This window comes from Pseudomonas sp. SID14000, from assembly GCF_002165135.1.
Taxonomy (GTDB): domain Bacteria; phylum Pseudomonadota; class Gammaproteobacteria; order Pseudomonadales; family Pseudomonadaceae; genus Aquipseudomonas.
On record NZ_NFZQ01000014.1, the window covers coordinates 50,455 to 63,280 of the forward strand.

13 protein-coding genes, 1 tRNA gene and 1 pseudogene are annotated in these 12,826 nt (G+C 61.6%); 7 read left to right on the top strand and 8 right to left on the bottom strand.

Features of this window, described 5'->3' with window-relative positions:
- Positions 1–4 precede the first annotated feature (4 nt).
- From CAY82_RS20465 to CAY82_RS20480, 4 genes and pseudogenes are all read left to right on the top strand, one after another.
- The gene (locus tag CAY82_RS20465) at positions 5–2,113 is read left to right on the top strand and encodes a TonB-dependent receptor (RefSeq protein WP_087502822.1); all 2,109 of its coding nucleotides are present in this window, start codon (positions 5–7) and stop codon (positions 2,111–2,113) included.
- Between the two features lie 545 nt (positions 2,114–2,658).
- The gene (locus CAY82_RS20470; RefSeq protein WP_087502823.1) at positions 2,659–2,922 is read left to right on the top strand and encodes a hypothetical protein; all 264 of its coding nucleotides are present in this window, start codon (positions 2,659–2,661) and stop codon (positions 2,920–2,922) included.
- Between the two features lie 139 nt (positions 2,923–3,061).
- On the top strand, positions 3,062–3,334 hold the full coding sequence (locus CAY82_RS20475; protein ID WP_085665261.1) for a DUF3077 domain-containing protein: 273 nt from the start codon (positions 3,062–3,064) through the stop codon (positions 3,332–3,334).
- Positions 3,331–3,498: pseudogene (locus CAY82_RS20480) on the top strand (putative addiction module antidote protein); the annotation flags it as partial. The gene CAY82_RS20475 and the pseudogene CAY82_RS20480, both read left to right, overlap by 4 nt.
- An 85-nt stretch (positions 3,499–3,583) precedes the next feature.
- Here the strand turns inward: CAY82_RS20480 and CAY82_RS20485 are convergent.
- The 6 genes from CAY82_RS20485 to dapA form a co-directional block, all read right to left on the bottom strand.
- Positions 3,584–4,507 (bottom strand): Abi family protein, encoded by a 924-nt coding sequence (locus CAY82_RS20485; protein WP_087502825.1) that lies wholly within the window; start codon positions 4,505–4,507, stop codon positions 3,584–3,586.
- Between the two features lie 258 nt (positions 4,508–4,765).
- Positions 4,766–4,855 (bottom strand) — tRNA-Ser (locus CAY82_RS20490).
- A 91-nt stretch (positions 4,856–4,946) separates the two neighbouring features.
- Positions 4,947–5,657 (bottom strand): phosphoribosylaminoimidazolesuccinocarboxamide synthase, encoded by a 711-nt coding sequence (purC, locus tag CAY82_RS20495; protein WP_004375217.1) that lies wholly within the window; start codon positions 5,655–5,657, stop codon positions 4,947–4,949.
- Positions 5,658–5,687: 30 nt separating this feature from the next.
- The gene (locus CAY82_RS20500; RefSeq protein ID WP_087502826.1) at positions 5,688–6,446 is read right to left on the bottom strand and encodes an MBL fold metallo-hydrolase; all 759 of its coding nucleotides are present in this window, start codon (positions 6,444–6,446) and stop codon (positions 5,688–5,690) included.
- Positions 6,447–7,568 (bottom strand): outer membrane protein assembly factor BamC, encoded by a 1,122-nt coding sequence (bamC, locus tag CAY82_RS20505; RefSeq protein WP_004375223.1) that lies wholly within the window; start codon positions 7,566–7,568, stop codon positions 6,447–6,449.
- 15 nt (positions 7,569–7,583) lie between these two features.
- A complete protein-coding gene (gene dapA / locus CAY82_RS20510; RefSeq protein WP_087502827.1) occupies positions 7,584–8,471 on the bottom strand; it encodes a 4-hydroxy-tetrahydrodipicolinate synthase in 888 nt (295 codons plus the stop codon).
- 259 nt (positions 8,472–8,730) lie between these two features.
- Between dapA and CAY82_RS20515 the strand changes: the two genes are divergently transcribed.
- Both CAY82_RS20515 and CAY82_RS20520 read left to right on the top strand, forming a co-directional pair.
- Positions 8,731–9,291 carry a glycine cleavage system protein R gene (locus CAY82_RS20515; protein ID WP_013973793.1) on the top strand — a complete coding sequence of 187 codons (561 nt, stop codon included), beginning with the start codon at positions 8,731–8,733 and terminating at the stop codon, positions 9,289–9,291.
- An 11-nt stretch (positions 9,292–9,302) separates the two neighbouring features.
- A complete protein-coding gene (locus CAY82_RS20520; RefSeq protein WP_003254742.1) occupies positions 9,303–9,776 on the top strand; it encodes a peroxiredoxin in 474 nt (157 codons plus the stop codon).
- Between the two features lie 120 nt (positions 9,777–9,896).
- On the opposite strand, the gene CAY82_RS20525 is transcribed toward CAY82_RS20520, so the two are convergent.
- Together CAY82_RS20525 and CAY82_RS20530 are read right to left on the bottom strand one after the other, a co-directional pair.
- A complete protein-coding gene (locus CAY82_RS20525; RefSeq protein ID WP_015271461.1) occupies positions 9,897–10,967 on the bottom strand; it encodes an AI-2E family transporter in 1,071 nt (356 codons plus the stop codon).
- 19 nt (positions 10,968–10,986) lie between these two features.
- Complete coding sequence (locus CAY82_RS20530; protein ID WP_008097503.1) at positions 10,987–11,226, bottom strand: sulfurtransferase TusA family protein; 240 nt, start codon at positions 11,224–11,226, stop codon at positions 10,987–10,989.
- Between the two features lie 122 nt (positions 11,227–11,348).
- Here CAY82_RS20530 and CAY82_RS20535 point away from each other — a divergent pair, with 122 nt between their 5' ends.
- Positions 11,349–12,785, top strand: a complete 1,437-nt coding sequence (locus CAY82_RS20535) for a M48 family metalloprotease (protein ID WP_063913009.1) — start codon at positions 11,349–11,351, stop codon at positions 12,783–12,785.
- Positions 12,786–12,826: the final 41 nt, after the last annotated feature.

Consider the following 12,826-nt stretch of genomic DNA (forward strand, 5'->3'; position numbering starts at 1 on the left):
TGCCATGAAACCCTCTCGACTTTCGCTGTTGATTTCCTTGACCGCCGCCTTCGGCCCACAAGCCTGGGCCGAAGAAACGCCGCACGACGATGCCGTGCAGTTGCAAGCGACGGTGACCTCCGCCACCCGTGTCGAATCGACGATCGCGTCCATTCCGGGCTCGGTGCAGGTCATCGACGCACCTCAGATCCGCGAACAGATGGGTGCTGGCCGCCGGGTTGCCGACATCCTCGGGCAACTCATCCCCGGTCTCGCCCCGTCCAGCGGCGGCATGAGCAACTACGGCCAGACCCTGCGTGGTCGCAACATGCTGGTATTGATCGACGGGGTGTCGCAGAACGCCACCCGTGACAACTTCCGCCAGCTCAACAGCATCTCGCCCGACAGCATCGAACGCATCGAAGTCATCTCCGGGGCCAGCAGTGTGTATGGCGCCGGTGCCTCCGGCGGGATGATCAACATCATCACCAAGCGCAACCAAGGCCAGGACCTCGCCTTCACCAGCAAGCTGGGGATGACGACAGGCGACAACTTCAGCCACAAGGGCTTCGCCTACGAAGGCTTCCAGAGCGCAACAGGCCGCCAGGGCCCGGTGGACTGGTACCTGTCCGGCGCGTACACCCAGCGCAACGACCAGTTCGATGCCGACGGCAAGCGCATCCCCCAGGACACGTCGCAGGGGTCGAACATGGACACCGACACCTACGACCTGCAGGGGCGCTTCGGCTTCGCGCTAGATGACGACAAGAAGCTGACCCTCGGCCTGCAGGACTACAAGGACGAGCAGGACACGGGCTACACCAAGGACCCGCGCAACACCCGCGAAGCAGTCGCGGTGAAAGGCCTGGAACTGGATGACCAGCCCTCGACACATAACCGCGCCGCCAACCTCAACTACACCGACCAGGACTTCTTCGGCCAAGGCCTGAACATCGAAAGCTACTGGCGAAAATCCGAAGCCCTGTTCTTCCCGGATATCTCACGCGGGCGCGCCGGCGTTTCGGCCACCGACAGCGAAACCACCGTCTACGGCGTACGCACGGCCATCGATACACCGCTGCCAGACATCGGGCCAGCCACGGGCAGCCTGGTGTGGGGTGCGGACTACAGCCACGAATTCGCCCGCCAGCGCGGTGATCAGTACACCGTCAACGGCCTGGACTACCAGAAGACCGGCACCACCTACGAGCTGGGCCCGGACCTGGAAACCACGACCCGCGCGCTGTTCGCACAAATGGCCTGGGACGTGGGCGACTGGACCTTCCGTGGCGGGGTGCGGCGTGAATGGATCGAGAGCAAGGTCGAAGACAGCATCGCCTATGGCGAGATCGTCCAGACCGGCAACCGGGCCACGTTGCCAGGCGGTACCCTCAAGTACGACGACACCCTGTACAACCTCGGCGCGGTGTACCACTTCACCGAGAACCAGGACCTGTTCGCCAACTTCAGCCAGGGCTTCTCGCTGCCGGATATCCAGCGCTTCCTGCGCGACGTGAACAGCAGCTACAACATCCAGAACCTGAATGCGCAAGCGATCAAGGTCGACAGCTATGAACTCGGCTGGCGTGGCAACTGGAACCCGCTGCAAGCGCAGGTGACGGTGTACAACAATACCTCGGATGTTACCCAGTTCTTCGACGCCAACGACCGCGTGCTGCGCCTGATCAACCAGAAGGAACGTGTGCGCGGCATCGAGAGCAGCCTGACCTGGTACATGACCGAGCGCTGGTCGGTGGGCGGTACCTACGCCTATGCCAAGGGTGAAACAGAGCAGAACGGCAAATGGATCGACCTGCCGGCAACCCGCATCGCCCCCGCCAAGACCACACTGTTCGTCGGCTATGCCAACGATGACTACAGCGTGCGCCTGCAAGGCATGCAACTGGCCGATTACGATGCCGCCGCCAAGGACAACAATGGCCGCGAAATCGACGGCTACACCTTGGTCGACCTGATCGGCACCCTGAATCTGCCCGAGGGCCGCCTGGAGGGGAGCATCCACAACCTGACCAACCGCAGCTACGAAACGCTGCTGACGCAAGCCAGCGGCAGAGCGCCATACCCCAACGCTGAGGGCCGCACATTCAGCGTGGCATACACCCTGGACTGGTAACGGCATGGCCACGATTCAGACAGCAAGGGTGCGCTCACCTCGTGCTTGGAAACAGCCGTAACCCACTGCCCCAAGTTCGATTGTGATGCGGGCCCATTGCCGGCTGAACTGCGCACTTTGCATTAGCAGGCCAGGCCTCTTCGCGGGCACGCCCGCTCCCACAGGGTTATCACTGCCCTCAAGCATTGGACAGTACCTGTGGGAGCAGCCTTGTGCTGCGAAAGCGCCGCGCAGCGACCCCGTCCTACAACCCAAACTCAGAATCATCCCCTTCCTTGTAGGCCATTTCCCAAACATACTGGCAAACCGCTCAAACTGTTGCGACGGATTGGGTCGCGCTCTAGTCTCGGCTTGTCGTTGCAAAATCAACGACCGGCTTTGACAGGCCGATTACTCAAGTTTCCGTTGCAGCGCTTTATGGCAGCTGTGCATGGGGCACATTCGTGTGCGCCGGGTCCTTGGGTACCGGTCTGTCAACCCATGTATAGCTGCCTCCATTCGTTTGACAGCGTTGCCAGGCGGCTCCACTTACCCAAGGAGCTTACATGCGCAAGATGGTCCCCGATCCACCCCACTCCCTCGATTCCACCCAGGCGCTGCAAGACACCCTGGTCCAGTCCTCAGAATACGTACTCTGCGCCCTGTTCGTGGCCCGCCAATCCGTGCAACTCACACCCACTGCCCCAAGTTCGATCGTGATGCAGGCCGTGATCCATGAAATGGAGGCGGTACAGGGGCTGGTCGAGTCGGCATTGATGCAATTGCAGATGCAGGCACATCTACCGGTTGAGCCGCGCACCTTGCACTAAGCAGGTCTGGCCTCTTCGCGGGTAAACCCGCTCCCACAGGGTAATGAGCTGCGCCCCAAGTACTGCGCCGTACCTGTGGGAGCGGGTTCACCCGCGAACAGGCCGGTACAGACACCCAAAATCCCCGGGAGATTCACCAATGCCCACCGACGACACAAAACAACCCACCACAGTCGGCAAGACCTGCTTCTACCAAGGCGAAAACAACACCCACCCGCTATTCCGCATCGAACCCGGCATCCCCTGCCAGGACGCCCGCGAACAGGCATCCGAACTGATGGGCTACGTCCGCGACCTGATCATCACCGGCCTGATGGACGGCGACCAGAAACTGATCTGGGCCTCGCATTACCTGAGTGCGATGGCCAAGGCGCTGTTGGATGATGCCGAATTGGGGATGATGAAAAGATGAACGTCGATATGCCAACTCTCGACTTGGATTTGAGCAACACCAAGCGTTTCGAGGCTTCCAGGTTTCTCGATAGTTCCGAAACGATCAAAGTGTTCCTGCAAGAAGCCATGAAGACCAACGATGCTCAGGTTTTGAAGCAAGCATTGAACGAGGCATCAAAGGCTACATACGTTCAATAGCCGGACATTACCGATCCAGGTAGGTTTAACCCACAACGAAAAAGCCCCGCAGACCCGAAGCTGCGGGGTGCTAAATCCCGAAGGCGGCACGTGGAAATCCGCTCTCGCCGGGTAAGCCAAATGATGCAAAAGTGCATCCTGGCAGCCTCGGCTTGCGATCAACCAGATCCGCGACCTTGCTGATCCAATCAGAATTTGGAGCCAGCTTTTTAAGCAGGAACCAGATGATGGACACTAGCCCGTAAGGCCTAGTCAGGGCGTTGTTATCCAAGTTAAGAGCCGCGAAGAACGGGTCGACAGCCAGCGCGGACAGGGGGTTCGGCGATACCTGATTCCAGATTCGAGTGTGGTGAGCGCACCGATTGCGCAACAGGTTGATCTCTTGCAACCAGCGGGCAAAGATCTGCGCATGATCCAATCCGAACCTTGCCAGAATCTGATTCTGATAGGTACCTCGGAGCATCTCGAAGTAGCGAGACAACGTACCAAAATCCCAAGCTTCCACAGCAACCCAAAACGGGATAGGTCTGCAGGAAAGGCGGTGCCACTGGATAGCGTCCTCGCTGCTTCTATTCAGTAGTTCACGCTGTTTGCTCTCCCACTCACTCCATTTGTTTCGAACCTTGCCACGCGAGGTGAAATTCCGGGTGTATTTCGGCTGTATGAACCGAGCATCTGTATATGCCATCGGATCGTGGTAGCCAACGACGTGGGCGATTACAGTTTTCAGGTTTACTTCGAGCCGTTCGATTGCATCGAGCATCAGAAGTCGGAGGTGTTTATCGAACCTATAGAGCTGAACTACGTCATCAAAGCAGACATCCTCAGCAAAGATGTCTCGACGAAGTGGCTTTTTGGTGATCGGGCAAATTTTAGGCTGCCCGGTCGTCGGGTCTCTATCAAATTCCCGCGCCGGATACCAATAGCCACTCAGTCGGTAGTAGCCCAGCTGGGCAAGCTTACGCTCCGCCCTCGCTGGGTCTGGCACGTGCATGCTGCGTTGTTGTAGAAGAGCGACCAAATCTGGATAGGTTCGAAAAGGTTTCGGTGCCAGCAAAATCCATTTCCCAGAAATAAGAAGGCCCGAACGTAATGCCGGACCAAGCCAGCACCAGAGGATCGGGCGCGATTGGAAATAATACTGCCGAATGCACCACTAAGCGTCAAGCAATGGCGCTTACGAAAATGTATCAAAATGGATACAGAAACGAAAAAGCCCCGCAGACCTAGATCTGCGGGGCTTCTCGATGTATGGCGGAGAGATAGGGATTTGAACCCTAGGTACTGTTGCCAGTACAACGGATTTCGAATCCGTCCCGTTCGACCACTCCGGCATCTCTCCAATGCCGCGCATCATACCAGCGTTCTTTTAAAACGCAAACCTTTTTTTCAAAAAAATCGCGTGGTATCAGGCGCTTGCGTGAACGTGCCGCTTACAGCGGCACGCCCAGGCGCTTGGCAACTTCTTCGTAGGCTTCGATCACATCGCCCAGGCCCTGGCGGAAGCGGTCCTTGTCCATCTTCTTGCGGGTCTCTTTGTCCCACAGGCGGCAGCCGTCCGGGCTGAACTCGTCGCCCAGCACGATCTGGCCGTGGAACACGCCGAATTCCAGCTTGAAGTCGACCAGCAGCAGGCCGGCGTCATCGAACAGCTTGCTCAGCACTTCGTTGACCTTCAGCGACAGCTTTTTCATTTCGGCCAGCTGCTCGGCGGTGCCCCAGCCGAACGCGACAACGTGGGACTCGTTGATGAAGGGGTCGCCCTTCTCGTCGTTCTTCAGGAACAGTTCGAAGGTGGACGGCTCCAGCTTGATGCCCTCCTCCACGCCCAGGCGCTTGACCAGGCTACCGGCGGCGTAGTTGCGCACCACGCACTCGACCGGGATCATGTCCAGCTTCTTCACCAGGCACTCGTTGTCGCCCAGCAGCTTGTCGAACTGGGTCGGCACGCCGGCTTCTTCCAGTTTCTGCATGATGAAGGCGTTGAACTTGTTGTTCACCATGCCTTTGCGGTCGAGCTGTTCGATACGCTTGCCGTCGAACGCCGAAGTGTCGTTACGGAACAGCAGGATCAAGCGGTCGGCGTCGTCGGTCTTGTAAACCGATTTGGCCTTGCCGCGGTAAAGTTCGTCGCGTTTTTCCATGATTGGGCTCCGCTTGCTTGAGGTGTTGGGCTAGGCGATTTCGCGCCAGTCGAGCCCGTGTTCCTGATTCGCCACCTGGAGCCAGTCCGGGTCGCACCCAAGGGTGTCGACGAAGCACTGGCGAGCCAAGTGTGGCAGGTTGTTCTTGCTGCTGAGGTGGGCCAGCACCAGGTGCTGCAGGTTGCGCCAGCCCAACTCGTGCACCAGGCGCGCAGCCTGGTGATTGTTCAAATGCCCTTGCATGCCACCCACCCGTTGCTTCAAAAAGGCCGGGTAGTGACCGCGTGCCAGCAGGTCGCGGCAGTGGTTGGCCTCGATCAGCAGTGCATCCAGGCCCTGGTAACGCTCCAGCAGCAGCGCGTCGTACGAGCCCAGGTCGGTCAGCATGCCGAAGCGCCGCTGGCCGTCGCTGACCACGTACTGCAGCGGCTCATAGGCATCGTGCTCGACCCGCGCCGCAGTCACTTCCAGGCTGCCGATACGCAGGCTGTCGCCACAAGCGAGAAAACCGGCCACCTCCACCGGCTTGCGCATACCGCGCAAGGTCCCTTGGCTGAGGTAGACCGGTACATTGTAGCGCCGTGACAGCAAGCCGACCCCATGCACGTGGTCGGCATGTTCGTGGGTGACCAGTACCGCACTGAGCTGGGCCGCCGACACGCCGAGCAGCGCCAGGCGCCGCTCGGTCTCGCGCAGGGAAAACCCGCAATCGACCAGGATGAACGTGTCACCACTGGCGATCAGCGTGCCGTTTCCCTGGCTGCCGCTTCCGAGTACCGCGAAGCGCACTTAGCCCAGGTGGTCCTGAATGGCGCTCAGCACGCGGCGGGCGACATCGGCCGGAGCCACGGTGTTGATGTTCTTCTCGACCGTGACCTGCACGCTCTCACCCACCTTGCTCAGACGAACCTGGTAGCGCTCGGCACGGGCTTCACGCTCTTCCTTGGTCGGCTCGCTGCCGAACATGCGACCGAAGAAGCCAGGCTGGTTCTGCTTGTCTTCAGGCTTTTCCGACAGGTTGATGTAGTACAGGCCCAGGCTGCGGTTAATGTCCTCGACACGCCACTCGCCACCCTGTTCCAGGGCACGGCCCACGCTGGACCAGGCGCGGTCCAGGTCGGCCCCCAGGTACAACACCGGGTTGCCGCTGCCGTCTTCGCTCAGGCTGACGCGGCTTGGCGCGTCGAAATCGCGCGCGGCCAGCAGCGACACCGAACCGCCTTTCTCGGCGCTGCGGTTCATGCTGGCAAGCATTTCGTCGACCAGCAGGGCATCGGCACCGGTGTTGCTGGAGGTGGACGGGAAATCGGGCTCGGCAGTGCTGCCGGCCGGGCGCTCGACGCTGACCACATACACCTCGGAGGTGTTGCGCTGCACGCCAGGCTCCATGCGCACACGCACCCGCACTTCGCTGTCAGCGCTGCTGGCAGTGCTGGCCAGACGCTGGCCGAGCGAAGCCGACAGCTCGTCGAAACGCTGCCAGGTCGTGTTGAATTCGCCGGTCTGCGGGCGCTCTTCGGCGATGCGGAAGCCGTTGTCCTCAAAGAATTGGCGAGCCACCGGCCATACTTCGGCCGGCGAATGCTGGGCCAGCACCCAACGGCTGCTACCGCTGCGCTGCAGGCTGTAGTCGGTAACCTGGGCGGCGCCACCGGTCATCGGTTGCGGGCGCGGCACCTCGAACTCGCCGGTGGCGCTGTCGTCGGCGACGTTACGCGGGATTGGCAGCAGCGGGTCAAGGCGCTTGACGTTGCTGGCGTCCGGCGGCAACTGCATCGGCGCAGTCGGGCGCGCCTGCAGGTAATCGCTGCCGCGGTCGCGGAAATAGCCATCCTCGCCCCACAGCCAGCCACACCCGCTGGTGCTGGAGATGATCAGGGCAAGGGCGGAAAGACCAGCCAGTCGCTTCATGCGGTGTACTTCCTCTTAAACCAGTACGCCGGACTGGCGCAAGGCAGTACGGACTTTTTCGTGGCAGCCTTCGCTCAGCCAGGTCAGTGGCAGGCGAATACCCTTTTGCATCAGGCCCATTTCGACGAGCGCCCATTTCACCGGAATCGGGTTGGACTCGCAGAACAGGTCTTTGTGCAGCGGCATGAGTTTTTCGTTGATTGCGCGGGCCTTCTCGGCATTGCCCGCAAGGGCGGCCTCGCACAGATCGGCCATTTCGCGCGGGGCGACGTTGGCGGTGACGGAGATGTTGCCCTTGCCGCCCATCAGGATCAGCTCGACGGCGGTCGGGTCGTCGCCGGACAGGACGATGAAGTCGCTATCGACGCCATCGAGGATCGCCTTGGCGCGTACCAGGTCGCCGGTGGCTTCCTTGATACCGATGATGTTCTTGACCTTCGACAGGCGGATCACGGTCTCGGCCTGCATGTCGCAGGAGGTGCGGCCGGGCACGTTGTAGAGGATCTGCGGGATGTCGACGGCTTCGGCAATGTGCTTGAAGTGCTGGTACAGGCCTTCTTGCGTCGGCTTGTTGTAGTACGGCACCACCAGCAGGCAGGCGTCGGCGCCGGCATTCTTGGCGTTCTGGGTCAGGTGCACGGCTTCGGCAGTGGAGTTGGCACCGGTGCCGGCGATGACAGGGATCGGTTTGTTGCTGCGCTTGACGCGCTCGACCACGTGCTTGATGACCAGGATGTGTTCTTCGACATCCAGCGTGGCGGACTCACCGGTTGTGCCGACAGCGACAATCGCGTGGGTGCCGTTTTCCAGGTGGAAGTCTACAAGTTTGTCGAGGCTGCCCCAGTCCACACGCCCTTGTGCATCCATGGGTGTGACCAATGCCACCATACTGCCCGCAATCATGTAACTGCTCCTGCCGGAAAAAGAGAGCGGTAATGGTACTGGGGGCATCGGCCTTGCACAAGCGAAGCAGGCAGGCGGAGCATTCCCCTCGGCGCCTTATTTCGCTACCCTTGATGCTTTGATCGGTGCAGCGCGGCCCGCCGGGCCGTCGACCTTGCTCCCCGCCAGCGTCCACGACCTCGCATGCGAGCCCCGGGCCCTGCCGACAGGAGGCTTTCGCCCGTCCTGCACCGACCGCTCATCGCTTTAGGAATGCTGCATGTCCACCCCCACTGTCCGCGAACAATTCCTTGTCATCAGTGCCTTGGGCCCCAACCCCATGGAACTGGCCAACGTCCTCAGCCGCGCTGCCTTCGAAAACCGCTGCGCAGTGGTTACCTCGCGCCTGAGCCGACACGGCGAGACCAGCGCCCTGGTACTGCAGGTGGGCGGCAGCTGGGACGCCCTGGCGCGCCTCGAAGCCATGCTGCCGGGCCTGGGCAAGAAGCATGGCCTGACCCTGGACGTGGTGCGCAGCGCCGACCAGGAAGTACGCCCGCAGGCCCTGCCCTACGTGGCCTACGTGAGCGCGGCCTACCGCCCGGACATCATCAACGAGCTGTGCCAGTTCTTCCTCGACCACCGCGTCGAGCTGGAAGCCATGACCTGCGACACCTACCTGGCGCCGCAGACCGGCAGCAGCATGCTCAACGCCCAGTTCACCGTGATTCTGCCGGCCGGCACCCAGATCAGCTGGCTGCGTGACCAGTTCCTGGACTTTGCCGATGCCCTGAACCTCGATGCGCTGATCGAGCCATGGCGTCCACAGAACCCAATGTAAGGAAACCGACCATGGCTGTAGCACTCGACCAACCCGTTGCCGACTTCCAGGCCCAGGCCACCAGCGGGCAAACCGTCAGTCTGGCCGAGCTCAAGGGCCAGCAAGTGGTGGTGTACTTCTACCCCAAGGACAGCACCCCGGGCTGCACCACCGAGGGCCAGGGTTTCCGCGACCAGCATGATGCCTTTGCCGCGGCCAACACCGTGGTGTTCGGCGTGTCGCGCGATGGCATCAAGTCGCACGAAAACTTCAAGGCCAAGCAAGGCTTCCCGTTCGAGCTCATCAGCGACAAGGACGAAGCCCTGTGTCAGCTGTTCGACGTGATCAAGCTGAAGAAGCTGTATGGCAAGGAATACATGGGCGTTGACCGCAGCACCTTCCTGATCGACAAGGACGGTGTACTGCGCCAGGAATGGCGCGGGGTGAAGGTGCCCGGGCATGTGGATGCAGTACTGGCTGCTGCCCAGGCCCTGAACAAGGCTTGAGATTCATGGGGCTGCTTTGCAGCCCATTCGCAGCACAAGGCTGCTCCTACAAGGGTTTGCGCGGTATCTGTAGGAGCAGCCTTGTGCTGCGAATGGGCCGCAAAGCGGCCCCATTTGCATTCAGAGCATCGGTGAAACGCTAGGCTCCTGCCGCGGCCAGGCATCCAGCACGGCCTTGATCAGCGTCGCCAGCGGGATGGCGAAGAAGATCCCCCAGAACCCCCACAACCCGCCAAACAGCAGCACTGCGCAAATGATCGCCACCGGGTGCAGGCTCACCGCCTCGGAGAACAGCAGCGGCACCAGCACGTTGCCGTCCAGCGCCTGGATGATCGCGTACACCGTCATCAGGTAGATGAACTGGTCACCCCAGCCCCACTGGAACAGTGCGATCAACGTCACCGGCACAGTCACCACCACCGCGCCCACGTAAGGCACCACCACCGACAAACCCACCAGCAGCGCCAGCAACGCGGCGTAGTTGAGCCCCAGGCTGATGAAGGCGATGTAGGTGGCAATGCCACAGATCAGGATCTCGATGCCCTTGCCGCGGATGTAGTTGGCGATCTGCCGGTTCATCTCGCTGCCCACCCGGTTCAGCAGGCTGCGCTGGCGTGGCAGGTAGCCGCTGACCCAACGGCCGATCAGTTCGCGGTCCTTGAGAAAGAAAAACACCAGGATCGGCACCAGCACCAGGTAGATCATGGCGTTCACCAGCAACGGCAGGCTCGAGAGCGAGAAGGTCAGCGCCCACTGGCCGAACTTGCCGATTTCCCCGCGCACCGACTCGATGGCATGCAGCACCTGCTCGTCAGACACCAGGTGCGGGTAACGCTCGGGCAACAGCAACAGCAACGACTGCCACTTGCCGAGCATGCCCGGCAGTTCGTTGAACAGGGTGATCAGCTGGTGCCACAGCAGCGGCACCAGCACCAGCATGAACACCGCCAGCGCGCCCATGAACAGGGCGAACACCAGCATTACCGCCAACCGGGTGGGTACCCGCAAGCGCTCCAGGGCATTGACCAGCCCCTGCATCAGAAACGCCAGCACCATGCCCGCCAGCACCGGCGCAAGCATGCCACCCAGGGTGAGTACCGCAGTAAAAGCCAGGAACAACAGGACCGCCAGCACCACCGCTTCCTCATCGGAGAAGTAGCGCTGCATCCAGTCGCGAAGCACTTTGAACATTGACGATCCTTGGAAAGACTCAGGCCTTGCGCAGCCAGTAAGTGTAGGTACCGGCCTCGGCCGTTTCCCGCAGCAGGGTATGACCGGCCAACTGGGCGAAAGTGCGGAAGTCACGCTGGGAGCCGGCGTCGGTGGCGATTACCTTGAGCACCGCGCCGCTGGCCAGGCGGTTGAGCTCCATCTTGGCCTTCAGCAGCGGCAAAGGGCAATTCAGCCCGCTGGCGTCCAGTTCGGCGTCACAGGTCAGGGTGTCACTCATTGCAGGGCTCTCCAAAGGCATTGCCGGGCTGTAGCTTGATTTGGCCGGCTAGGATAGCGCCACTGGTCGCCAACGTGTGAGCCCGCTACAGTAGGTATCTTTGACCGACGCGAGCTTCATGCATGAATCTACTGCGCCCTACCCTGCTGACGCTGGCCTGCCTGTTGGCCCTTCCCGGCCATGCTGACGACCTGCCATCACTGGGCGACGCCAGTTCCGCGATCGTCTCGCCACAACAGGAGCACCAGCTCGGCCGTGCCTGGCTGAGCCTGCTGCGCGGCCAGGTCAACCAGCTCAACGACCCGCAGCTGAAGGACTACGTCGAAACCAGCGTGTACCGCCTGGCCGAAACCAGCCAGCTGCAGGACCGCCGCCTGGAATTCATCCTCATCGATAGCCGCGAGCTCAACGCCTTTGCCGCCCCGGGCGGCATCGTCGGGGTCAACGGCGGGCTGTTCCTCAACGCCCAGACCGAAGGCGAGTACGCCTCGGTACTGGCCCACGAACTGGCGCACTTGTCGCAGCGCCACTTCGCCCGCGGCGTCGAGGCCCAGCAGCGCATGCAGTTGCCGATGATGGCGGCGCTGCTGGCCGGTATCGTGCTGGCGGCCGGTGGTGGCGGTGATGCCGGTATCGGCGTGATCGCCGGTACTCAGGCGGCGGCGATCCAGGAACAGCGACGTTTCTCACGACAGAACGAACAGGAAGCCGACCGCATCGGCATCCAGAACCTGGAAAAGGCCGGCTACGACCCGCGCAACATGCCGACCATGTTCGAGCGCCTGGCCCGGCAGTACCGCTACGACGCCAAGCCGCCGGAATTCTTGCTGACCCACCCGGTAACCGAGTCGCGTATCGCCGACACCCGCAACCGTGCCGAACAGGCACCCAAGGGCGGCGTCGAGGACAGCATGCGCTACCAGCTGATCCGTGCCCGGGTGGCGCTGACCTACGAAGGCACCCCGGGGCTGGCGGCCAAACGCTTCCGCGCCCAGCTAGATGAAGACCCCAAGCTGGACGCCGCGCGTTACGGCCTGGCCCTGGCGCAGATCAAGGGCGGCCAGTTGAACGAGGCGCGCGAACTGCTTAAACCGCTGCTGGCCAAAGCACCCAACGACATTACCTACAACCTGGCGCAGATCGACCTGGACATCACCAACAACCGCCTGGCCGATGCGCAGCAGCGCGCCGAACGGATGCAGGGGCTGTACCCGGGCAACTACCCGCTGAAGCAGGTGCGTGCCGACTTGCTGGTGAAGCAGAACAAGCCCGCCGAGGCGGAGAAGGTGTTGAACGAGCTGGTGAAGAGCCGGCCGGATGACCCGGACGTGTGGTACGACATGGCCGAAGTGCGGGGCCTTTCGGGCAATACCATTGGTTTGCACCGGGCGCGTGCCGAGTACTTCACCCTGGTGGGCGATTTTGACCAGGCCATCCAGCAGCTGGATTACGCCAAGCGCCGGGCGGGCGGGAACTTCCCGCTGGCAGCACAGATTGACCAGCGCCAGCGCGAGGTCATGGAGCAACAGCGCATGGTTCAGGAAATGATGGGGCGTTGAGGGCCCTTTCGCGGGTAAACCCGCTCCCACAGGGACCGCAC